Below are 23,503 nucleotides of genomic sequence, written 5' to 3'. Positions count from 1 at the left end.
CCGGCCGCGCCACCGAAAGCAAAGGTCGTGCGTCCGGAACCGGTCCGCCAGAGAGGAATGGCGTTACTCCCCCTCGATCTCCGCCCGCAGCATCTCCAGCTCCAGCCAGCGATCCTCGGCGGCGGCAAGCTGCTCCTGAAGCTGGCTGGCGGCGGCGGTGAACTTTTCGAACGCCGCCCGGTCTTTGGCATAGAGGTCCGGATCGGCCAGCTTCGCCTGCACCGCCTGCTGTTTCGCTTCCAGTTCGGCGATGGCTTTGGGCAGCGTCTCCAGGGCGTGCTTGTCCTTGAAGCTCATGCGCTTCGCAGCGGCCTTTTCAGCCGGCTTTTCCGCCGGCTTCACGACAGCCTTGTCGACGCCTGGCTTCGACGCCGTTTTGGCGCTGGCGATATCGACGCCGCGCTGGCGCAGCATGTCGCTGTAGCCGCCGGCGTATTCCTGCCAGCGGCCATCGCCTTCCGGAACCAGCACGGCGTCAACGATGCGATCGAGGAAGTCACGATCGTGGCTGATGAGGATCACCGTGCCGGAATAGGCGCCCAGCATCTCCTCCAGCACGTCCAGCGTCTCCAGATCGAGATCGTTGGTCGGCTCGTCCAGCACCAGCAGGTTCGAGGGCCGCGCCATGGCGAGGGCCAGCATCAGCCGCGCCCGCTCACCGCCAGAGAGCACCTTCACCGGCGTGCGCGCCATTTCCGGCGGAAACAGGAAGTCCGCCATGTAAGAGACGACATGCCGGGGCTGGCCGCCGACAAACACGTTGTCGCCGCGCCCCCCGGTCAGGGTTTCGGCCAGGGTCGCGTCGGGATCGAGCAGGGCCCGGCGCTGGTCCAGCGTCGCCAGCTCCAGATTGGCGCCAAGGCGGATCACGCCCGCGTCCGGCGCCAGCGCCCCGGTCAGCAGGTTGATCAGCGTGGTCTTGCCGGCGCCGTTGGGGCCGATAATTCCGAGCCGGTCGCCGCGCAGCAGCCGCAGCGACAGATCGCGCACGATCACCCGCTCGCCGAAGCTTTTGCTGACGCCTTTCGCCTCGATCACCTGCTTGCCGGAGAGTTCAGCCTCGGAGGCCGCCATGCTGACCTGGGCGGAGGCCTGGTTGACGGCGCTGCGGGCCTCGCGACGTTGCTGGCGCAACGCCGACAATTCACCCATGCGCCGCACATTGCGCTTGCGGCGCGCTGTGACGCCGTAGCGCACCCAGTGCTCCTCGGCGGCGATCTTGCGGTCGAGCTTCTGGGCGGCGACCTCTTCCTGCTCCAGCACCTCGTCGCGCCAGGCTTCAAAACGGTCGAAGCCGATATCGGCCCGGCGGGTCTGGCCGCGATCGAGCCAGACGATCGACTTGCCGAGCTTTTCCAGAAAACGCCGGTCGTGACTGATCAGCACCAGCGCCGTGCGCAGGCCCGCCAGCTCCTGCTCCAGCCATTCGATGCTCGGCAGATCGAGGTGGTTGGTCGGCTCATCAAGCAGCAGGATATCCGGCGCCGGCGCCAGCGTGCGGGCAAGCGCGGCGCGGCGGGCCTCGCCGCCGGAGAGGCTGGAGGGATGCTCCTCGCCGGTCAGGCCGAGTTTTTCCAGATACATGCTGGCGCGCCAGCTGTCGTCGCCCTCGGTCAGCCCCTCCATCACCCACGACATCACCGTGTCATGGCCCGAGAGGTCCGGCTCCTGCGGCAGGTAACGCAAGGTGGCGTCCGGCTGCAAAAACCGTTCGCCCGCGTCGGGCTCGATCAGGCCGGCGGCGACCTTGAGCATGGTCGACTTGCCGGAGCCGTTGCGGCCCACCAGCACCACCCGGTCGCCGCGCGCCACCGACAGCCCGGCGCCGTCGAGCAGTTGCTGCGTGCCCAGACGCAGCCGCACGCCGGCGAGGGAAAGCAGCGGAGGAAGGGCCATCGAAACTACCTTGCGTATCTGCGGGTCAACCGGCGACGCCGGCCTGATAATCCTTGACGTCGGAGACGCGGATGTCCGGCCAGCGCTCCTGCTCATAGCTGAGCGAGAAGGCGGTGGTGGCCATGAACACCGGCTCGCGGTCGAGATCGAGCGCGATCGACGAGGTGTGGGCGTTGACGAATTTGTCGAGCTCGCCTGCCCTGTCGCTGGAAATCCAGCGGCAGATGGAAAAGCGCGTCGGCTCGAAATCGATCGGCAGGCCATATTCCGCCTGCAGCCGCTCCTTCAGCACGTCGAGCTGCAGGGCCCCGACCACGCCGACGATGGCGCCGGAGCCGTCGACCGGCTGGAACACCTGCACCACGCCCTCCTCGGCCATCTGCTGCAGGGCTTCCTTCAGCTTCTTGGCCTTCATCGGATCGGTGAGCTTGATGCGCCGCATGATTTCCGGCGCGAAGCTCGGCACGCCGCGGAACACCAGGTCCTCACCCTCGGTCAGGGTGTCGCCGATGCGCAAGGTGCCGTGGTTGGGAATGCCGACCACATCGCCAGCAAAGGCTTCCTCGGCGATCGACCTGTCCTGGGCGAAGAAGAACTGCGGCGCCGACAGGGTCATCGGCTTGCCGGTGCGGGCCAGCCGCGCCTTCATGCCGCGTGTCAGCCGGCCCGAGCAGACGCGCATAAAGGCGATGCGGTCGCGGTGGTTGGGATCCATGTTGGCCTGGATCTTGAACACGAAGCCGGTCATGCGCTTCTCGGTCGGCTCGACCAGACGGGTCGCCGCCTGCTGGCCGCGCGGCGGCGGCGCGAAGGCGGCCATGGCGTCGATCAGGTCGCGCACGCCGAAATTGCGCAGGGCCGAGCCAAAGAACACCGGCGTCAGATGCCCCTGTCGGAAGGCGTCCAGATCGAACGGCTCCAGCGCCGCTTCCGCCAGCGACAGTTCCTCATGGAACGCATCGCGCTCGTGCTCCGGCAGCAGGCCGAGCAGCCTGGGATCGTCGGCGCCCGTGACGGTGAAGCCGGCGTCGTCCTTGTCCACCAGCCGCACCCGCCGGTTGCGCAGGTCATAGGTGCCGGCAAAGGAACGGCCGCTGCCGATCGGCCAGGTCACCGGCGAGGTGTCGAGGGCGAGGGTCTTCTCCACCTCGTCGAGCAGATCGAACGGATCGCGGGCCTCGCGGTCGAGCTTGTTGACGAAGGTGACAATCGGGATGTCGCGCAGGCGGCAGACCTCGAACAGCTTGCGCGTGCGCGCCTCGATGCCCTTGGCGGCGTCGATGACCATCACGGCGGCGTCCACCGCCGTCAGCGTGCGGTAGGTGTCTTCCGAGAAGTCCTCGTGGCCTGGCGTGTCGAGCAGGTTGAAGACGTGGTCGCCATATTCGAAGGTCATCACCGAGGTGACGACGGAAATGCCGCGCTCCTTCTCGATGCCCATCCAGTCCGAGCGCGTCGCGGCGCCGCCGCGCTTGGCCTTCACGGCGCCGGCAAGCTGGATGGCGCCGCCGAACAGCAGCAGCTTCTCGGTCAGCGTGGTCTTGCCCGCGTCCGGGTGGGAGATGATGGCGAAGGTCCGGCGGCGTTCGACCGCCTGCGCTTCCGGCGAGGTCTGGACGTTCATCGAAATGCGATCTGGCGGCGCGCGGCCGCCGGTTGGTTATCGGCTGGATATCTGGAGGGCGCTCTAGCAGGTTTCCGCGCCGGGGGCGAGCCGCCGCCATACGCGCGTCCCATCATACGCGCGCGCCATGCCGGACGGATCAGGGCTGGCGCCAGAGCCGGCATGGCGCTGGCGAACGCCCTATGGCTTGCGCCATTCCATCATCAGCAGCCACGGGGCGCGGCGATAGCGGGCGACGCGAGCGGCGTCCGGCCAGGCGGGGTCGGGCTCCGGCTCGTCAAAGCAGGCGAGCCTCAGCCCCTGCCCCAGCAGCGCCTGCATGTAGCGCGACAGCGGCCGATGCCAGTTGCGCACCCGGACGCCGGCCCAGGCCACCCATTCGGCCCGGCTGTCGAGATAACCGTCGATCGCATAGCGCTCGGCAGGGCCCTCGCCTTCCCAGCCGCCGGCCGTCGAGAATGAATTGAGATTGGCGATCAGCAGGGCGCCGCCGGGGCGCAGCACCCGCGCCATTTCAGCGACCGCCTGTTCCAGGCCTTCGATATCAATCAGGGTGAGGTAACTGACCGCCAGATCGAAACTGGCGTCTGGAAAATCAAGCTTTTCGGCCCGGCCGACGCGGTAATCGCCGCCGGGGTCGCGCGCCTGCGCCGTCTCCACCATCAGCGGGATCGGGTCAACGCCCACCGCGTTGACGCCGGCGGCGCGCATCATCCGGCAGAAACGCCCCTCGCCGCAGCCGACGTCGAGGGCATGGCCGTAGCCGCCCGCCCGGACGCGGGCCAGCATGGGCGCATCCAGCACCGCATGGCGCGAAAAATCACCGTCGATGCTGGCGATCCACGCCGGCGCCGATTCGCTCCATCCTTCGCTCATGCTGAAGTATTTTCCTCAAACCTCACCCGCCAAAAAAACGCGCGCCCTCTGCTTTTCCCGGAGAGGCGCTCGCCCCGCCTTCAGGCGACCTGCTCATCCACAGCGCGTGGCGACGGCGTTTCGTAGTCGAACACCTTCATATAATGGGCGATCGCCTCCGGCGTTCCCGTGGCCTTTTGCAGATTGTCCGACAGCTTCACCGCCGGGCGGCCATTGGCCGAGGACACCTTGCACACCAGCGAGGCCGGGCGCAGATCGAGATCCGGCCGGGTGGCGCAGCCCTCGAAATCATTGGTGAGGTTGGTGCCCCAGCCGAAGCTCATGCGCACGCGGCCATGGAAGTGGCGATAGGTCTTCTCGATGGAATCGACGTCGAGCGCGTCGGAGAACACCAGCAGCTTCCCGCGCGGATCGCGCCCCCTCAGCCGCCACCAGGCAATGATTTCCTCGCCGCCCTCGATCGGCGGCTTGGAATCCGGGCGGAAGCCCGTCCAGTCCGCCACCCAGTCCGGCGCGCGCCTGAGGAAGGCCGTGGTGCCGAAAGCGTCCGGCAGCACCACCAGCAGATTGCCGCCATAGTACTTTTTCCAGGACTCCAGCACCGTATAGGGCGCCATCAGCCGCGCTTCGTCGCTGTCAGCCAGCGCCGCCATCACCATGGGCAGCTCATGGGCGTTGGTGCCGATGGCCTCCAGGTCGGTTTCCATGGCGTGCAGCACATTGCTGGTGCCAAGCAGCGATTTGCCCAACCCCTCCTTCAGGGCCTCCACGCACCAGCGCTGCCACAGGAAGCCGTGGCGCCGGCGGGTGCCAAAATCGGAGATGCGCAGATCAGGCAGTTGCCGCAGGCGCTCCACCTTCTCCCACAGGCGCGCCTTGGCGCGGGCGTAGAGCACGTCGAGATCGAACCGGCCCATCTTGCGCATGGCGGCGCGGGAGCGCAGTTCGTTGACGATGGCCAGCGCCGGGATTTCCCACATGCTGGTGTGGGTCCACAGGCCGGTGAAATTGAGCACGAACTGCCCGTCCTCGCGGCGCAGGTCGTATTCGGGCAACTGGAAATCCGCCAGCCAGTCGAGAAAGTCCGGCTCGAAAATCTGCTTGCGGCCATAGAAGGTGTTGCCAGCGAGCCAGATCATCTCCTTCTTGGAGAAGCGCAGGGTGCGGGCGTGGTCGAGCTGGTCGCGCAGCTCCTGCTCGTCGATGTCGTCCGCCAGGCGGATGTCCTTCGAGCGGTTGATCAGGGTGAAATCGGCGCGCACGTCGCGGCGCAGCCCCCAGATCATCTGCAGCATCAGCAGCTTGTAGAAATCGGTGTCCAGCAGGCTGCGGACGATCGGGTCCAGCTTCCAGCTGTGGTCATACACGCGTCGGGCGATATCGATATGCGCCATGACGGGATCTCCGCGACAGGGCCCCCGGCCCTGCGCCAATGTGACCAAAGGTTCAAAAGCCGGACGCCCTGCTTCCTGCCTGGCCTTCTGAACCGGCCCGCCCAAACGCGCCGGTTTCGCCCTGCAACATCAGGGTCGCGCCCGCAATGTCAAGGCGCTGGCGCGCTTTTGGCGACGCGGATGGCCGCGCGCGGCTTGCGCGCGCGGCGCTTCGCCCTATAGTCCGCGCGCGTATGGCCTGGCCGGAATGCTTCCGGGCGGGCCGCTCCAGCTTCCCGGTTAACCCGCGGATTGCGCAGCCCAAACCCTGCCGGGGCGTCCCATCAGGGCCTCTCCCGCCAGGGCCCGCCCCTGTCAGGGTCGCGCATCCGGCATTTGCGATGGAAAGATCATGACGGCAAAGCGCGTCAACAAGGTTGTTCTGGCCTATTCGGGGGGGCTCGACACCTCGATCATCCTGAAGTGGCTGCAAACGACCTATGGCTGCGAGGTCGTGACCTTCACGGCGGACCTCGGCCAGGGCGAAGAGCTGGAGCCGGCGCGCGAGAAGGCGCTGCTGCTCGGCATCAAGCCCGAGAACATCTACATCGAAGACCTGCGCGAGGAATTCGTGCGCGACTACGTCTTCCCGATGTTCCGCGCCAACGCCCAGTATGAGGGCGTCTATCTGCTCGGCACCTCCATCGCCCGCCCGCTGATCGCAAAGAAGCAGATCGAAATCGCCGAGAAGGTCGGCGCCGACGCCGTCTGCCACGGCGCCACCGGCAAGGGCAACGACCAGGTGCGCTTCGAGCTGGGCTATTACGCCCTGAAGCCCGACGTCACCGTCATCGCCCCGTGGCGCGAGTGGGACCTGACCTCCCGCACCGCCCTGCTCGACTTCGCCGAGAAGCACCAGATTCCGATCGCCAGGGACAAGCGCGGCGAGGCGCCGTTCTCCGTCGACGCCAACCTGCTGCACTCGTCCTCCGAGGGCAAGGTGCTGGAAGACCCCAACGACGAGGTGCCGGATTACGTTTTCTCGCGCACCATCTCGCCGCTGCAGGCGCCTGACCAGCCGACCATCATCACCATCTCCTTCGAGAAGGGCGACGCCGTCGCCGTCGACGGCCAGAAGATGAGCCCGGCGACCCTGCTGGCCCATCTGAACAAAATCGGCCACGACAATGGCGTCGGCCGCCTCGATCTGGTCGAGAACCGCTTCGTCGGCATGAAGAGCCGCGGCATGTACGAAACCCCCGGCGGCACGATCCTGCTCGACGCGCACCGGGCCATCGAATCGATCACCCTCGACCGCGGCGCCGCTCACCTGAAGGATGAGCTGATGCCGAAATACGCCGAGCTGATCTACAATGGCTTCTGGTTCTCGCCCGAGCGCGAGATGCTGCAGGCGATGATCGACAGGAGCCAGGAGCTGGTCACCGGCGACGTGCGCCTGATGATCTACAAGGGCGGCGTCCACGTCATCGGCCGCCAGAGCCCCTATACGCTGTATGATCAGGAGTTGGTGACCTTCGAGGAAGGCGCCGTGGCCTATGACCACCGCGACGCCGCCGGCTTCATCAAGCTCAACGCCCTGCGCCTGCGCACCCTGGCCCAGCGCAGGAAGAAGCTCGGCCTCTGAGGCCGAAGGCTTCAGAAACGCTGACAGGAATGCGCCCGGAAGCGAAATCCGGGCGCTTCGCAACCCCATGCCGGCGGCCAGAGCCGGCTGGGGTCCGGGCGGCGTCCCGTCGGCGTCCCATCGCGCGATCCGGTGGGCGCGCCAGGGGCCGCGCCTCACCCGGAATGCGGGAGCATGTTGTTTTTACACGCAATAGGGTCCCGCCCCCGTGTAAAAACAGCAGGCGCCGGGGTTGCATCCTGGGCCGCCGGCTTGCATATGGGGGCATCAGCAAAATTGGCGCAGGTCCCACCGGGGACCCGGCGGTTGCCGTTGCATGGTCGCGTTCAGCCTGAATGAATCGGCCAGTCGAACAGGCGTTGTCCGTTCGCTCCCAGCCGAGATTGCGCTGAAACACAGTCAGGCGCCCATATATGTCACTTCGCAATATCGCGATCATCGCGCACGTCGACCATGGCAAGACCACTCTGGTCGACAAGATGCTGCAGCAGTCCGGCTCGTTCCGTGAGAACCAGCGCGTCGCCGAGCGCGTCATGGATTCCGGCGACATCGAAAAAGAACGCGGCATCACCATCCTGGCCAAGGCGACCTCGGTCGTCTGGAAGGACACCCGCATCAACATCGTCGACACCCCCGGCCACGCCGACTTCGGCGGCGAGGTGGAGCGCATCCTGTCGATGGTCGACGGCGTCATCGTGCTGGTCGACGCCGCCGAAGGCCCGATGCCGCAGACCAAGTTCGTGGTCGGCAAGGCCCTGAAGATCGGCCTGAAGCCCATCGTCGCCATCAACAAGATCGACCGTCCCGATGGCCGCGCCAACGAGGTCATCAACGAGGTGTTCGACCTGTTCGCGGCGCTGGACGCCACCGACGAGCAGCTCGACTTCCCGATCCTCTATGGTTCGGGCCGCGACGGCTGGATGGCCGAAGCGCCGGAAGGCCCGCAGGAAGACGGCCTTGCTCCGCTGTTCGACCTGGTGCTGAAGCACGTGCCGGAAGCGAAGGTCGAGCCCGGCCCGTTCCGCATGCTGGGCACGCTGCTGGAATCCAACCCGTTCCTCGGCCGCATCATCACCGGCCGCATCGCCGCCGGCACTGTGAAGCCGAACCAGACCATCAAGGTCATCGACCGCGACGGCAATCTGGTGGAAAACGGCCGCGTCTCCAAGATTCTCGCCTTCCGCGGCATCGAGCGCCAGCCGATCGAACTGGGCGAGGCGGGCGACATCGTTTCCATCGCCGGCCTGGTCAAGGGCTCGGTGGCCGACACCTTCTGTGATCCCTCCGTCACCGAAGCGATCCAGGCCCAGCCGATCGACCCGCCGACCGTGACCATGTCGTTCCTCGTCAACGACAGCCCGCTGGCCGGCACGGAAGGCGACAAGGTCACCAGCCGCATGATCCGCGACCGCCTGTTCAAGGAGGCCGAGGGCAACGTCACGCTGCGCATCGAGGAAGCCGACGACAAGGACAGCTTCTTCGTCTCCGGCCGTGGCGAGCTGCAGCTGTCGATCCTGATCGAGACGATGCGCCGCGAGGGCTTCGAGCTGGCCGTGTCGCGCCCGCGCGTGGTGTTCAAGCAGGACGATGACGGCAATACGCTGGAGCCGGTCGAGGAAGTCGTCATCGACGTCGATGAGGAATATTCCGGCACGGTCGTACAGAAGATGTCGGAGCGCAAGGCCGACATGATCGAGATGAAGCCGTCAGGCGGCAACCGCCTGCGCCTCGTCTTCCATGCGCCCACGCGCGGCCTCATTGGCTACCAGTCGGAGCTGCTGACCGACACGCGCGGCACGGCGATCATGAACCGCCTGTTCCACGGCTACGAGCCCTACAAGGGCGAGCTGGCCGGCCGCAACAATGGCGTGCTCATCTCCAACGACCAGGGCGAGTCGGTGGCTTACGCCCTGTGGAACCTGGAAGATCGCGGCCCGATGATCATCGACGCCGGCGTCAAGGTTTACCAGGGCATGCTGGTCGGCATTCATACCCGCGACAATGACCTTGAGGTCAATGTTCTGAAGGGCAAGAAGCTCACCAACATCCGCACCACGTCGAAGGACGAGGCGGTGAAGCTGACGCCGCCGGTGCGCATGACGCTGGAGCGCTCGCTGGCCTGGATCCAGGACGACGAGCTGGTGGAGGTGACGCCGAAGTCGATCCGGCTGCGCAAGCGCTATCTGGACCCGAACGAGCGCAAGCGCCTCAGCAAGGTCAAGGAAGCCTGAGCCAGGCCAGCGCCAGACATCGTCTGGCTGGCGAAGATTGCAACGGCGCCGGGATTCCCGGCGCCGTTTTTTGTGCGCGCGGCCAGGCAAGGCGCGCGCCTCGCGCCGTGGACCCGGGGCGCTTCTCGCGCCGTGAACCAGGGCCCCCTTGCAAGCGGAGAGGCAGCAACTCAAGGTCCTCCCGAGGTGAAGCGCCAGGGCGCCGCCTGTCCGCCGCCGCCACCTCAGGCTCCGCCATGCGCATCTCCTGCCCTCCGGCATCCGCCGGAAGACGCCTTTTCCTGAGTGTTGACTTGTGCATACACTTGCTGACGCGGGCGCGGCAAAGCATCGCGCCACGCTCTGGAGGGTAGACGCATGAGCAGGTTCAGGTTGCCGGCACTCGCCGCGCTCGCACTCGGCGTGACACTTGCGAGCCCCGCGCTCGCCCAGAAAAAATACGATCAGGGCGCCACAGACACGGAGATCAAGATCGGCCAGACGACGCCGCTCAGCGGGCCGGCGTCCGCCTATGGCGGCATCGGGCGGGTTCAGGCCGCCTATTTCCGCATGCTGAATGAGAAGGGCGGGATCAACGGTCGCAAGATCAATTTCATCCAGTACGACGACGCCTATAACCCGCCCAAGGCGGTGGAGCAGGTGCGCCGTCTGGTCGAGAACGACGGCGTGCTGACTACATTCCAGATCATCGGCACACCGTCCAACGCCGCCGTTCAGAAATACCTGAACGAGAAAAAGGTGCCGCAGTTGCTGGCCTCCACCGGCGCCACCCGGTTCACTGACCCGAAAAACTTCCCCTGGACCCTCGCCTACAACCCGAATTACCAGTCGGAAGCGCACATCTACGCCAAATACATTCTGGAAAATCATCCGAACGCCAAAATCGCCATCCTTTACCAGAACGACGACCTCGGGAAAGACTATGTGAAGGGCCTGAAGGATGGGCTGGGCGACAAGGCGAAATCGATGATCGTCGCCGAAGCGTCCTATGAGTTGAGCGACCCGACCATCGACGCGCAGATGGTCAAGCTGAAGTCATCCGGCGCCGACCTGTTCTATAACATGTCGACGCCGCGCTTCGGCGCCCAGGCCATCAAGAAGGCCGCCGAGCTGGGCTGGAAGCCGGTGCATATCCTCGACATCAACGCCACGCCGGTGAGCCAGACCCTGGTTCCCGCCGGGCTGGAGAACGCCAAAGGCATCATTTCGGTCAACTACGGCAAGGATCCGCTGGATCCGCAGTGGGCCGATGATCCCGGCATGAAGCGTTACAAGGAGTTCATGGCCAAGTACGCGCCCAGTGAGGATCGCGACAGCGGCGTCGCCACCTACGGTTATTCGACGGCCCAGTTCCTGGAGCAGATCCTGAAGCAGGCCGGCGACGACCTGACCCGCGCCAACCTCATGAAGCAGGCCACCAACATCAGGAACTTCAAGCCAGACCTGGCGCTGCCCGGCATGAACGTTGAGACGAAGGACGACTACAAGATCAACAAGCAGTTCCAGATGATGCGCTTCGACGGCAAGCGCTGGGTGCTGTTTGGACCCATCCTGACCGACGATTTCAAGGCGACCAACTGATCGGCCGCGGCAACCAGTAACGAAAAGGCGCGCCATCCACGATGGCGCGCCTTTTTGCTGTCTCGCCCGCCCTGGCTGGCGCGGCGCCAATCACGAAGGGCAACGCACAGCCCCAGGCGCCGGCCAGGGCCCGCCGGAAACGCCAGCGACGCCGGGACCGCCCCACAGGCGCGGCCGGACGAGCCGGCCAGCCGCGCAACCCGTCTCACAGCCCTTCGAACAGCGGCGTCGACAGGTAACGCTCGGCGAAGGAGGGGATGATGATGACGATGTTCTTGCCGGCCGCCTCCGGGCGCGCGCCGAGCTCCAGCGCGGCCGCCACGGCGGCGCCAGACGAGATGCCGGCCGGAATGCCTTCCACGCGGGCGAGCCGGCGGGCGGTGTCGAAGGCGGTCTGGTTGCCGACGGTGATCACCTCGTCGATCAGGCCGCGGTCCAGCACGTCCGGCACGAAGCCGGCGCCGATGCCCTGGATCTTGTGCGGTCCCGGCTGGCCGCCGGAGAGCACGGGGCTGTCTTCCGGCTCCACGGCCACCATTTTCACGCCAGGACGACGCTGCTTCAGCACCTGGCCAACGCCGGTGATGGTGCCGCCGGTGCCGACGCCGGAGACCACGTAGTCCACCTCACCGTTGGTGTCGTTCCAGATTTCCTCCGCCGTGGTGGCGCGATGGATCGCCGGATTGGCCGGGTTGGCGAACTGCTGCGGAATGATCGAGCCGGGGATCTGCGCGTGCAGCTCCTGGGCGCGGGCAATGGCGCCGCGCATGCCCTGGGCGCCAGACGTCAGTTCAAGCTGGGCGCCGAGCAGTTGCAGCATCTTGCGGCGCTCGATCGACATGGTCTCCGGCATCACCAGGATCAGGCGATAGCCGCGCGCTGCGGCGACGAAGGCGAGCGCGATGCCGGTGTTGCCGGACGTCGGCTCAATCAGGGTCGCGCCCGGCGCGATGCGCCCCTCGGCCTCCAGCGTGTCAACCATGCTGACGCCAATGCGGTCCTTGACGCTGGAGATGGGATTGAAGAATTCGAGCTTGGCCAACAGGTTGGCCTTCACGCCCTTTTCCGCCGCCAGGCGGGACAGGCGCACCAGCGGCGTATCGCCAATGGTGGCGGTAATGGAATCGTAAATGAGCCCGCGACCGGGCTTCTTGCCGCCTGCGCTGCTGGACGAATGATCCGCCATGACCTGCTCCCCTGTGGCATGTTCAGACGAAGACGACGCCTCGCATGAACAAAATGCAACCCTTTAGAAATCCGTTTGCCGGCGACGCCAGTTCGGGCCGGACTGTTCGCCCTGACCTGCCGGAAGAATCCGGCAGGGCCGGACCGCGCAGCCAGACGCTGGTCCGGTTGACGTTATAACCTGCAGGAAAATGTGCAAATGAATTTTTCACAAATCATATCGTGAAATCCATGGGCGCCGCCGTGTCGCCAAACACGCTGCGGGCTTCGGCGTCACGGCACAGATCCTCGACGGTGACGGAATCAAGCCGCTCAAGAAACGCCTCGCCCGCCTCCTTGACCGATGGTCCGATCACCAGCTCCACCAGTTTTGATTCCGGCAGGGGCGGCAGCCCCTCGTCTTCCTGCGCCGCCATCACCGCGCGCACGATCTGTCCGGCGCTGATCCGCCGCCGCTCCCGCGCCAGCTCGTAGCCGCCGCGCGGCCCGCGCACGCCCTTGAGAATGCCGGCGCGCACAAGGGTCTGGAGCACCGTTTCCAGATGGCGCGGCGGCAAACGGTGGCGCGCCGCCAGCAGTTTGGCCGCAACCGGCAGTGGACGTGCGTGAAGCGCGACGTCGACAACCGCTGCAATGGCAAGCACGCTCCGTCGCGACAACAGCATCATGGCCCGCTCTCCCCTACCCGCGCGCCCTTTGCAGTGGACCGCGCTTTCATCTGACGGGGCAGTTTTTAACAGCCTATGCCGTACGACAAAAGCTTTTCACTCCATAAAGTGTAAATTACGCACGTTCATCCACCCGCGCGCCCGCCGGGCGATCATCCAACACCCGTGGAGCCAAAGCCGCCGGCGCCGCGCGCGGTGTCGTCAAGCGCCGCGACTTCGCGGAGCCGCCATTGCGGCGCGGGCGCCGCCACCGCCTGGGCGATGCGGTCGCCACGGCGGATAATGAACGCCTCCTTCCCCAGATTGATCAGGCAGACGAACACCTCGCCACGATAGTCACTGTCGATGGTGCCAGGCGTGTTGAGCAGGGTCACCCCATGCTTCGCCGCCAGTCCCGACCGGGGACGGACCTGGATTTCCCAGCCCGCCGGCACGGCGAAGCAGAAGCCGGTCGGCGCCAGAACCCGCGTCCCTGGCGCCAGCGTGATCTCCCCGTCGATCGCGGCGCGCAGGTCGAAGCCGGCGGCGCCGGCCGTGGCGTAGGCCGGCGGCGGCAGGTCGGCCGCATGCGGCAGCCGGCGCAGCAGGATTTCCCCCACGCTCATGACGCCGCGCCGGATTGGCCGCCGCCCCCGCGCTTGCCCCCGGCCTTGACGCCGCCCCTGGCGAGCGCGTCGGCGATGCGGGCGACGAGGCGGCGCGCCACTTCGTCCTTGCCCATGGTCGGCCAGTCCTCGACGCCTTCCGCCGTCACCAGATGCACCGTGTTGCGGTCGCCGCCCATCACGCCGCTTTCCGGCGAAACGTCGTTGGCGACGATCCAGTCGCAGCCCTTGCGCGCCAGCTTGGCCTGCGCGTGCGCCAGCACCTTTTCCGTCTCGGCGGCGAAACCCACCACCAGTTGCGGTCGCCCCGCCTTCATCCGCGACACGCTTGCCAGGATATCCGGATTTTCCACCAGGTTGAGCGACGGCGCGCCGCCTCCGCCCTGCTTCTTGATCTTCTCCTCCGCCGCGCCGGCCACGCGCCAGTCTGCGACGGCGGCGGTGAACACCGCCGCGTCCGCCGGCAGCGCCACCTCCACCGCCGCCAGCATCTCGCGGGCGCTTTCCACATGCACCACATGCACGCCGGGGGGGGCTGGCAGGTTCACCGGCCCGCTGACCAGGGTGACGTGGGCGCCGGCCTGGGCGGCGGCCAGGGCGATGGCGTGCCCCTGGCGGCCGGAGGAGCGGTTGGCGATGTAACGCACCGGATCAATCGGCTCATGGGTGGGGCCGGAGGTGACGAGCACCCGCAAGCCGGTGAGCGGCCCCTGCGGCTGCAACCGGCCAAAACCCGGCGCCGGCGGCGCGGCGCCCTGGCCCTGGTAGATGACGTTCTGGTATCCCACCTGGGCCGCGGGAGCGGCGCCCGGCCCGGCCAGGGCTGACTCCACCGCCGCGACAATCTCCAGCGGCTCGGCCATGCGCCCCACGCCGGATTCGCCGCGCTCGGCCATGGTCCCGGAATTGGGGCCGACGAACAGCACCCCGTCGCCCGCCAGCGCCGCCGCGTTGCGGCGCGTCGCCGGATGCCCCCACATGCGCGGGTTCATCGCCGGCGCCATCAGCACCGGCTTGTCGGTGGCCAGCAGGATGTTGGTCGCCAGATCGTTGGCCAGCCCGTTGGCCGCTTTGGCCATCAGGTCGGCGGTGGCTGGCGCCACGACGATCAGGTCCGCCTCGCGCGACAGGCTGATGTGACCAATGTCCGCCTCATCGGTGAGGGAGAACAGGTCGGTGAACACCTTTTCCTGCGACAGGGCCGCGGCCGACAGGGGCGTCACGAACTGCTGCGCCCCATCGGTCATCACGCAGCGCACCACGGCGCCGCGCTCCTTGAGCCGCCGGATCAGATCCAGCGCCTTGTAAGCGGCGACGCCGCCGCCAATAATCAGAAGGACCCGGCGACCTGACAGCATGGACGTCTCCTTCGCATTTTATCACGGTGACAGGGACCACGCGCGGGCGCGCCCCCAAACCTGACTCCGCCATTATGCGCCCTTGCCTGACGCATGCGCGCGCCAATGGCAATATGCGGCGGCGGCCGGCCTCACATGCGCCAGACCAGCACGGCCAGCAGCACGGCGATCACCCACAGCGCCAGCGTCGCCATGCGTAGCCCCCGCCCCTCGGCGCGGCCGATGCGATCGGCGCTGTCGGCGTTGATGGCGAAACCCGTGCTGGTGGCCGCCTTCTCCAGCCGGGCCAGCACCCGCTCGCCCCGCTCCAGCGTCTCCGGCAGGCTGCCGATGCGCGCAACCAGCGCCGCCGCGCCGCGACCGATTTCCTCGATGCGCCCCGCCGGCCCAAGGTTGCGGGTGATCCACGCCCGCACCACCGGGTCAGCGGTTTTCCACATGTCGAGATGCGGATCGAGACTGCGCGCCACGCCCTCCACCACCACCATGGTCTTTTGCAGCATCACCAGCTCGGGCCGGGTCTGCATTTCGAACAGACCCGTCACCTCGAACAGCAGGGTGAGCAGCCGCCCCATGGAAATTTCGTCGGCGCGACGGTTATGGATCGGCTCGCCGATGGCGCGGATGGCCTGGGCAAAATCATCGACGCTGTGCGAAGCCGGCACATAGCCGGCTTCGAAGTGCACTTCCGCCACCCGCCGGTAGTCCCGCGAGATAAAGCCGTAGAGAATTTCCGCCAGGAAGCGGCGCTCCTTGCGCCCCAGCCGGCCCATGATGCCGAAATCGACGGCAACCAGTTCTCCCCTGGGGTCGATGAACAGATTGCCCGGATGCATGTCGGCGTGGAAGAAGCCGTCGCGCAGCGCGTGGCGCAGGAACGACTGGATAATGTTCGCCGCCAGCGCCTTGCGGTCAAACCCCGCCGCGTCCACCGCCGCCAGATCCGTGAGCTTGATGCCGTCGACCCATTCGCTGGTCATCACGTCGCGCTCGGTGAACGACCATTCCACGCGCGGCGTGCGGAAGCCGGGATCTCCGGCGGTGTTGGCGGCCATCTCAGACAGGGCCGCCGCCTCCAGCCGCAAATCCATCTCGATGGCGACCGAGCGCGACAGGGTCTCCACCACCTCCACCGGCCGCAATCGCCGCGCCGCCGGCGCGAGCTTTTCAGCCGCGCGCGCGGCGAAGCGCATGGCCCCGAGGTCACGCTGGAACCGGGCGCGCACGCCAGGGCGCAGCACCTTCACCGCCACCAGCGCCGTCTCCGCTCCCGGCATCTCGCCAGCGGCCTCGCCTGCCTGCCGCCGCGCGCCTGGCGCCAGGCGCGCCATATGCACCTGGGCGATCGACGCCGCGCCAACCGGCTCGCTGAACTCCGTGAACATCTGGTCGAACGGCCGGCCCAGCGACTGGGCGATGATGGCCCGCGCCTCCTCCGTGGGAAATGGCGGCATCCGGTCCTGCAGACGCTCCAGCTCACGGGCGATGCGCACGCCAACCACATCTGGCCGCGTCGCCATGAACTGGCCGAGCTTGACCCAGTTGGGCCCCAGCCGGGTCAGCGCCGCCGCCAGCCGGCCCTCGCCATGGCTCGCGTCGGCGCCGCGCCGCTCCACCAGCCGCGCCAGACGCAGGCCAAGGCGACCAGCGGGCGGCAGAACCGCAGGATCGACCAGCGCCAGCGCGCCTTCGCGCGCGAACACAAAGCCCACCCCGGCAAGCCGGACGCCATAAATCAGGGTGCTGAACACGGTCTCAGAGCTTCCATCCTGAATGGAGGGCCACGACGCCGCCGGTCATCGGCCGGGCCTTCACCCGGGCGAACCCCGCGTCCATGATCATCGCCGAGAACAGGGCGGCGTTGGGGAATTTGCGGATGGATTCCACCAGATAACGGTAGGGCTCGCCGTCGCCGGTCACCAGCTTTCCCATGGCCGGGATCAGGTGGAACGAATAGGCGTCATAGATCTTGTCCAGGCCCGGCATGTCCACATTGGAGAACTCCAGGCACAGGAAACGCCCGCCGCGCCGCAGCACGCGATACGCCTCCGCCAGCGCCAGCTCAAGGCGCGGCACGTTGCGGATGCCGAAGGCGATCGTATAGGCGTCGAAGGAATTATCCGGGAACGGCAGCGCCTCGGCGTTGCCCTGGACGAATTCGATGCGGTCGCCGAACCGGTCGCCGGCCCGCTCGCGGCCCACCGCCAGCATCTCGCGATTGATGTCGAGCACGGTGACTTCCGTGCTCTCGCCGCCGGCCTTCAGGGTGCGAAAAGCCACGTCGCCGGTGCCGCCAGCCACGTCCAGCACTTTCAGCGTCCGCGCCGGCGAGGGATTGAGCGCCGCCACCATGTCGGCCTTCCACGCCCGGTGCAGCCCGCCCGACATCAGGTCGTTCATGACGTCGTAGCGCTTCGCCACCTTGTGGAACACATCGTCGACAAGGCCCTGCTTGCTGTCGAGATCCACCGTGGAGAAGCCGAAGTGCGTGCGCGCGTTCGCCTCGCCGCCGGTCGCGTCATGGGTCGGGGCTGTCATGGGGCCATCCTTTCGCAGCCGGCAACATAGCGAAAGTTGGCCCGCGCCGCCATGTCCGCCGGCGCGGTTTCCGCTGGTGGTTTCCGGGGCGTCCGCCTTGCTGCGACTTTATGGCGGGCCATATAAGGGACGCGCCCAAGCCCCCCGGGGACAGGGAGCGCCCGAGGAGCCGCCATGCCCGAATTGCCCGAAGTCGAAACCGTCCGTCTCGGGCTTGCCCCCGTGCTCACCGGCGCCGTCATCGCCCGGGTCGAGGTCAACCGGCCAAACCTGCGTTTTCCGTTTCCTGAAGGGTTCGCCCGGCGGCTGACCGGCCAGACAATCATCTCCCTCGCCCGCCGGGCCAAATATCTGCTGGCCGATCTGTCGTCCGGCGAGGTTCTGGCCATGCACCTGGGCATGACCGGCCGCTTCACCATTCATGCGCCGGACAGCGGGCCGGCTCAGGCGTCAAGGATCGCCGCCTCCCCCGGCGCGTTCTATTATAACAAGGTGCTCTCCCCCCAGGGCGCCGCCGCGCCATCGCCGCACGATCACGTGCTGCTGCACCTGGCGAGCGGCGCCACCATTGTCTACAACGACGCCCGCCGCTTCGGCTTCATGGAGCTGGTGGACCGCGCGGGCCTCGATTCCCACCCGCTTTTCCGCAATATCGGCGTCGAGCCGCTGGGCAACGCCCTGGGCGGCGGCCTGCTGCGCCAGCTGTTCGCCGGCAAGGCCGCGCCGCTGAAGGCCGCGCTGCTCGACCAGCGCCTGATTGCCGGCCTCGGCAATATCTACGTCAGCGAGGCGCTGCACCGGGCCGGCCTGTCGCCCTGGCGTAAGGCGGGAACGCTCGACGAGGTCGAAGCGGAGCGCCTCGCCGGCGCCATCCGCGACGTGCTGACCGAGGCGGTGGCGGCTGGCGGCTCCACCCTGAAGGATTTTCACCACGCCGACGGCGCGCTCGGCTATTTCCAGCATGCTTTCCGGGTTTATGACCGGGCCGGCGCCCCCTGCCCCGCGCCCGGCTGCAACGGCGTCATCGCGCGGGCGGTCCAGTCCGGCCGCTCCACCTTCTGGTGTGAAAGCTGCCAGCGTTAGGGGCTCTATCGGCGCTCATGGACCGGAATGCGCCCGAACCCAGGGCATTCGCGCACATCCCGCGCCGCCAGACGCCCATGGACGCTGGCGGGCCGGCCAGGCTAGAGCATCATTGCGCGCCATCCGCCGTGAGCGGTAAGGCGCAGGATGACACACGCCGCGCGGGCCACGCCCGCCATCCGGCGTCAGGGCAGGGAGTTGCACATGAGCTATGAAACCATCATCGCCGAGACCCGCGGCAAGGTCGGCGTCATCACCCTGAACCGTCCCAAGGCGCTGAACGCCCTGAACGCCCAGCTCATGGACGAGCTGAATCTCGCCCTCGACGCCTTTGAGTCGGACGCCAACATCGGCTGCATCCTGCTCACCGGCTCCGAGCGCGCCTTCGCCGCCGGCGCCGACATCAAGGAAATGGAAGAGAAGACCTATCCGGCCACCTATCTGGAGGACTTCTTCATCACCGGCGACCGCATCGCCGCCCGCCGCAAGCCGATGGTCGCGGCGGTCGCCGGCTTCGCCCTCGGCGGCGGCTGTGAACTGGCGATGATCTGCGACATCATCATCGCCGCTGACAACGCCAAATTCGGCCAGCCGGAAATCAAGCTCGGCGTCATTCCGGGCATCGGCGGCACCCAGCGCCTGACCCGCGCCGTGGGCAAGGCCAAGGCCATGGACCTGTGCCTGACCGGCCGCATGATGGACGCCGAGGAAGCCGAGCGCTCCGGCCTCGTCGCCCGCGTCGTGCCGGCGGACAGGCTGCTCGAGGAAGCCTTCAGGGCGGCCGAGACCATCGCCTCGTTCTCGCTGCCGTCGGTGATGCTGGCCAAGGAAACCGTGAACCGCGCCTTCGAGACCACCCTGTCCGAGGGCGTGCGCTTCGAGCGCCGGGTGTTCCACGCCCTGTTCGCCACCGCCGACCAGAAGGAAGGCATGTCGGCCTTCGTCGCCAAGCGGCCGCCGAACTTCACCAACTCCTGACGCGCCGCCTCCGGTCGCCGGGCAGGCGAAGAGGCGCCATACATCAATGATGTATACCCGCATTCCGGCTCCGCCCGGCCGGATTGCGCCCTGCAGGAGCCACGCCCCGACGCGCGCCGCGCCGGGGCGTGGCCGTTTTTTGGTCCCCGCCGTGTTGGTCCATCGCCATGTCTGACCTTGTCGCCGCCGCCCACGCCCTGCTCGCCACGCCGCTGGACTGGGGCGGCGCCCTCGTCCCCGGCGCCAGTCTCAGCCTCGGCGCTGTTCTCCTGCTGGTCCTCGTCGCCTTCATCGCCGGTCTGATCGACGCCATCGCCGGCGGCGGCGGCCTGCTGGTGCTGCCGGCGTTGCTGGTCGCCGGGTTCCAGCCGGCCAGCGCCCTCGCCGTCAACAAATTGCAGGCGGCCTTTGGCTCGGGCTCCGCCACCTTCACCTTCACCCGGGCGCGGCTGATCGACTGGCGGGCCACGGCGCCGATGTTTGCCTGCGCCGGCGCCGGCGCGGTGGCCGGGGCCCTGCTGGTCAGCGCGCTGCCCACCGGCTTCCTGCGCCTGGTCATGCCGCCCATGCTGGTCGCCATCGCCCTGTACATGGGCTTTGCCGGGCGCCCTGGCGACGAGGATCGAGAGCGCCGCCTTTCGCCGGCGGTGTTCACCGGCGCCGTCGCGCCGCTCATCGGCTTTTATGACGGGGTGTTCGGCCCGGGCACGGGCTCGCTGCTGATGCTGGCCTTCGTCGGCCTGCTCGGCCTCGGCGTCACCCGCGCCACCGGCCGGGCCAAGGCGCTGAACTTCGCCAGCAACGCCGGCGCCCTGGCGATTCTCGCCCTCACCCAGCCCATCGCCTGGCCGCTGGGCCTGCTGATGGGGGTCTGCGCCTGGAGCGGCGCCAGAATCGGCGCCCATCTGGCCATCCGCAATGGCGCGAAACTGATCCGGCCGCTGCTGGTCATCGCCTGCTGCGCCATGGCGTTGCGCCTGTTTCTCGATCCGGCGGGACCCTGGCGAACCCTGCTGGCGGAAATCTGCCGATTTTCCGCCCTCGCGCGTTGACGCCAGACGCGCCTGATCCTATAAGCGCCCCCAACAGGACGGCCCGGCGCCGTCCGCTTTGTTTTCACTCCCGCAGCGTCATCCCGGCCCCAGGCAGGAGATGGCCCCGGCAAACACAAGGACGGCGCGATGGCCAACACATCGTCGGCCAAAAAGGCGACCCGAAAAATCCTCGCTCGCACGGCTGTGAACAAGAGCCGCAAGAGCCGCATGCGCACCTTCATCCGCAAGGTCGAAGAGGCGATCGCTGGCGGCGACCAGGCTACCGCCGCCGCCGCCCTGCGCGCCGCGCAGCCGGAGTTGATGCGCGCCGCCCAGAAGGGCGTGCTGCACAAGAACACCGCCTCGCGCAAGGTGTCGCGTCTGGCCAGCCGGGTGAAGGCGCTCGGCGCCTGACCTACTGACGTTCAGGTATTGAAAGGCGCAGCGCCCTGTCGTTGCGCCTTTTTTATTGCTTTCACGACATCGCGCCCGCGGCGTTTTCTTCCGTTGGGCGGATTGACTCGCAGCCGCTGATATTACAGCTCCGCGACAGGCGCGCCGCCTCACAAGCGATCATTAATATCTGTTTATTATCAGCATGTTACGCTGCAAAGCCTCCAAACCCAATCGAATCATCGGCCCGCTGGCCGTTTATGACAGACCCGTCGTATCGCAATCATATGAATGTCACGCCGTCGCCACACCCGCCCTTTTCGCCCGGAAACTGACGTTCTCACAATGGCTTGCAAAATGCGCCGGAAGAACCGTTTCCGCTGCCGGGCCGCCGCCGCCGGTCCGCCAGGCGAAAGTTTCCAACAAGCGAGTTGCGGGGGCCGCCCCCCGCATGTAAGGTCACTTCACTCGGGTCACCCCGGGTTTTCCTCAAGATGTTTTATGTAATTCCACCCTTGGACAAGGGGGAGGAAGCTTGTTTCTTCCGCCCTTCAGGAACACATGGCGACCGCAGGTCAAAGCTGTTGTGTTCTGCGTGAGTTTAAGCGTGGGAATACTTGTGAGCGTCAGTACGGCGCCCGGCGCCTGCTGAACGGGGTGGCGTTTTGCCTGGACCATGTTGTGTTCACACGGGACGGATATCCGGCCCCGTAACGAACCTGACATGCCCGCCCCAGCCAACTGGAACCGCGCGTGACCGCGACCGGAAACGGAACGGTCTTGCGCCAAAAACCGAAACGGAGTGCGTAGGTATGCTTAAGGGTGAGATCAGCGCCGCTGGGAATGGTCACGACCTCCGGGACGCCGCCGCCGCAGATCACGCCCTTGGCAGCCTCGGCGACATGTCGCCGGAGGAGCGCGCCGACGCCTGGAGCGCCGTGCGTCGCCGCCTGCGCGCCGAACTGGGCGAGGATGTGTTTTCGAGCTGGTTCGGCCGGCTGGAGCTGGACGCCATTGCGGGCGAGACCGCCCGCCTCACCGTCCCCACCCGCTTTCTCAAGAGCTGGATCGAGGCGAATTATCTCGATCGCGTCCTCAGCATTTTCCGCACAGGCTTTCCCGGCGTCGCCCGGTTGATCATTGGCGTGCGTTCGGCTGGCGGCGCGGTGATTTCGCAGCGCATGCCGGACGAGACGCCGCGCCCGGCCCCGCAGGTCCAGAACCAGGCCCAGAACCAGGGTCATGTCCTCGCCGCCCCGGCGGCGCGCAGCGCGACGCCCGCCAGCGCGCCGGCCCCAGCCGCGACGGCGCCGGCCACGCCAGCGCCTCTCGCCAGCGCTGACGCCGACATTGTCGGCAACTCGCTGGACGCGCGCCTGTGCTTCGAGAACTTCGTCGTCGGCCGGTCCAACGCCCTCGCCCACGCCGCCGCCGAGCGCATCGCCAGCCATGACGGCGGCGCCCCGCTCTACAGCCCGTTCTTCCTGCACGCCGGCGTCGGCCTTGGCAAAACCCACCTGCTGCAGGCTGTCTCCCAGGAGATGGAGCGGCGCGGCCGCCGGGTCATCTACCTGACCGCCGACCGCTTCATGTATGGCTTCGTCAACGCCCTGAAGTCGCAGACCGCCCTGGCTTTCAAGGAAAAGCTGCGCGCCATCGACCTCCTGGTGCTGGACGACGTGCAGTTCATCCAGGGCAAGTCGATCCAGCAGGAGTTCGGCCACACGGTGAACGCCCTCATCGACGCCGGCCGCCAGATCGTCGTCGCCGCCGACCGGCCGCCCGCCGAGCTTGAGACGCTCGACGAACGCGTCCGCTCGCGTCTCGCCGGCGGCCTTGTCGTCGAGATGGGGCCCCTCGACGACGCCCTGCGCATGCGCATCCTGGAGGCGCGCATCGCCGCCATGCAGGTCAAGCATCCGGCCTTCCAGGTCGGGCCGGAAGTGGTGACCTATGTGGCTTCGGTCATCACCACCAATGGCCGCGACCTCGACGGCGCCGTCAATCGCCTGCTGGCCCACACCACCCTGTCGGGCGGCGAGATCACGGTGGAGACCGCCGAGAACGCCATCCGCGACCTGGTGCGCACCCGCGAGCCGAAGCGCGTCAAGATCGAGGACATCCAGAAGCTGGTCGCCACGCGCTACAACGTCTCGCGCGCCGACATCCTGTCCGAGCGCCGCACCGCGGCGGTGGTCAAGCCGCGCCAGATCGCCATGTACCTGTCGAAGCAGCTGACCCTGCGCTCGCTGCCGGAAATCGGCCGTCGCTTTGGCGGCCGCGACCACACCACCGTGCTGCACGCGGTGCGCAAGATCGAGAAGCAGGTCGGCGAGGACCGCTCCCTGTCGGAAGAGGTGGAGCTGCTGAAGCGCATGCTGCTCGACTGAGCCGCAACGTTTCGCTGAACCGGATCAGCCTCCGCTGGCGACAGC

At 67.2% G+C, this 23,503-nt stretch carries 18 protein-coding genes; 8 read left to right on the top strand and 10 right to left on the bottom strand.

The window, feature by feature from the left end; genetic code table 11:
* Positions 1-63: 63 nt before the first annotated feature.
* The 4 genes from EV666_RS01030 to pncB form a co-directional block, all read right to left on the bottom strand.
* Complete coding sequence (locus EV666_RS01030) at positions 64-1,896, bottom strand: ABC-F family ATP-binding cassette domain-containing protein (RefSeq protein WP_132001695.1); 1,833 nt, start codon at positions 1,894-1,896, stop codon at positions 64-66.
* A gap of 25 nt (positions 1,897-1,921) precedes the next feature.
* Positions 1,922-3,520: a peptide chain release factor 3 gene (locus tag EV666_RS01025; protein ID WP_132001692.1), complete on the bottom strand. Its 1,599-nt coding sequence runs from the start codon at positions 3,518-3,520 to the stop codon at positions 1,922-1,924.
* Between the two features lie 180 nt (positions 3,521-3,700).
* Positions 3,701-4,396, bottom strand: a complete 696-nt coding sequence (locus EV666_RS01020) for a class I SAM-dependent methyltransferase (RefSeq protein WP_132001689.1) — start codon at positions 4,394-4,396, stop codon at positions 3,701-3,703.
* 80 nt (positions 4,397-4,476) lie between these two features.
* Positions 4,477-5,790: a nicotinate phosphoribosyltransferase gene (pncB, locus tag EV666_RS01015; protein WP_132001686.1), complete on the bottom strand. Its 1,314-nt coding sequence runs from the start codon at positions 5,788-5,790 to the stop codon at positions 4,477-4,479.
* 391 nt (positions 5,791-6,181) lie between these two features.
* Here pncB and EV666_RS01010 point away from each other — a divergent pair, with 391 nt between their 5' ends.
* The 3 genes from EV666_RS01010 to EV666_RS01000 all read left to right on the top strand — a co-directional run bounded on the left by EV666_RS01010 (position 6,182) and on the right by EV666_RS01000 (position 11,226).
* On the top strand, positions 6,182-7,414 hold the full coding sequence (locus EV666_RS01010) for an argininosuccinate synthase (protein ID WP_132001683.1): 1,233 nt from the start codon (positions 6,182-6,184) through the stop codon (positions 7,412-7,414).
* Between the two features lie 413 nt (positions 7,415-7,827).
* Positions 7,828-9,645, top strand: a complete 1,818-nt coding sequence (gene typA / locus EV666_RS01005; protein ID WP_132001680.1) for a translational GTPase TypA — start codon at positions 7,828-7,830, stop codon at positions 9,643-9,645.
* A 357-nt stretch (positions 9,646-10,002) separates the two neighbouring features.
* Complete coding sequence (locus tag EV666_RS01000) at positions 10,003-11,226, top strand: ABC transporter substrate-binding protein (protein WP_132001677.1); 1,224 nt, start codon at positions 10,003-10,005, stop codon at positions 11,224-11,226.
* A gap of 205 nt (positions 11,227-11,431) precedes the next feature.
* Here EV666_RS01000 and cysK read toward each other — a convergent pair whose 3' ends face one another.
* The 6 genes from cysK to ubiE all read right to left on the bottom strand — a co-directional run bounded on the left by cysK (position 11,432) and on the right by ubiE (position 17,580).
* The gene (cysK, locus tag EV666_RS00995; protein ID WP_132001674.1) at positions 11,432-12,412 is read right to left on the bottom strand and encodes a cysteine synthase A; all 981 of its coding nucleotides are present in this window, start codon (positions 12,410-12,412) and stop codon (positions 11,432-11,434) included.
* Positions 12,413-12,626: 214 nt separating this feature from the next.
* Positions 12,627-13,079 carry an RrF2 family transcriptional regulator gene (locus EV666_RS00990; RefSeq protein WP_132001671.1) on the bottom strand — a complete coding sequence of 151 codons (453 nt, stop codon included), beginning with the start codon at positions 13,077-13,079 and terminating at the stop codon, positions 12,627-12,629.
* Between the two features lie 152 nt (positions 13,080-13,231).
* Positions 13,232-13,684: a dUTP diphosphatase gene (gene dut, locus EV666_RS00985; protein WP_132001668.1), complete on the bottom strand. Its 453-nt coding sequence runs from the start codon at positions 13,682-13,684 to the stop codon at positions 13,232-13,234.
* The gene (locus EV666_RS00980) at positions 13,681-15,042 is read right to left on the bottom strand and encodes a phosphopantothenoylcysteine decarboxylase domain-containing protein (protein WP_132001666.1); all 1,362 of its coding nucleotides are present in this window, start codon (positions 15,040-15,042) and stop codon (positions 13,681-13,683) included. Before EV666_RS00980 ends, dut begins: the two co-directional genes overlap by 4 nt.
* 131 nt (positions 15,043-15,173) lie before the next feature.
* Positions 15,174-16,793 carry a 2-polyprenylphenol 6-hydroxylase gene (gene ubiB, locus EV666_RS00975; protein WP_132001664.1) on the bottom strand — a complete coding sequence of 540 codons (1,620 nt, stop codon included), beginning with the start codon at positions 16,791-16,793 and terminating at the stop codon, positions 15,174-15,176.
* A 4-nt stretch (positions 16,794-16,797) separates the two neighbouring features.
* The gene (ubiE, locus tag EV666_RS00970) at positions 16,798-17,580 is read right to left on the bottom strand and encodes a bifunctional demethylmenaquinone methyltransferase/2-methoxy-6-polyprenyl-1,4-benzoquinol methylase UbiE (RefSeq protein WP_132001661.1); all 783 of its coding nucleotides are present in this window, start codon (positions 17,578-17,580) and stop codon (positions 16,798-16,800) included.
* Positions 17,581-17,754: 174 nt separating this feature from the next.
* Here ubiE and mutM point away from each other — a divergent pair, with 174 nt between their 5' ends.
* From mutM to dnaA, 5 genes are all read left to right on the top strand, one after another.
* Complete coding sequence (gene mutM / locus EV666_RS00965; protein WP_132001658.1) at positions 17,755-18,663, top strand: bifunctional DNA-formamidopyrimidine glycosylase/DNA-(apurinic or apyrimidinic site) lyase; 909 nt, start codon at positions 17,755-17,757, stop codon at positions 18,661-18,663.
* Between the two features lie 204 nt (positions 18,664-18,867).
* Complete coding sequence (locus EV666_RS00960; protein WP_132001655.1) at positions 18,868-19,641, top strand: enoyl-CoA hydratase; 774 nt, start codon at positions 18,868-18,870, stop codon at positions 19,639-19,641.
* 167 nt (positions 19,642-19,808) lie between these two features.
* A complete protein-coding gene (locus EV666_RS00955) occupies positions 19,809-20,693 on the top strand; it encodes a TSUP family transporter (RefSeq protein WP_132001555.1) in 885 nt (294 codons plus the stop codon).
* Positions 20,694-20,822: 129 nt separating this feature from the next.
* Entirely contained in the window at positions 20,823-21,089 is a 267-nt protein-coding gene (gene rpsT / locus EV666_RS00950) for a 30S ribosomal protein S20 (RefSeq protein ID WP_132001552.1), read from the top strand.
* Positions 21,090-21,970: 881 nt separating this feature from the next.
* Positions 21,971-23,458 carry a chromosomal replication initiator protein DnaA gene (gene dnaA / locus EV666_RS00945; RefSeq protein WP_245514170.1) on the top strand — a complete coding sequence of 496 codons (1,488 nt, stop codon included), beginning with the start codon at positions 21,971-21,973 and terminating at the stop codon, positions 23,456-23,458.
* The last annotated feature ends 45 nt before the right edge of the window (positions 23,459-23,503 follow it).

This window comes from Camelimonas lactis (assembly GCF_004342915.1).
In the GTDB taxonomy this organism is placed as follows: domain Bacteria; phylum Pseudomonadota; class Alphaproteobacteria; order Rhizobiales; family Beijerinckiaceae; genus Camelimonas; species Camelimonas lactis.
The sequence above is the reverse complement of the archived record's forward strand: the minus strand, read 5'-3'. Positions and strand labels throughout refer to the sequence as shown.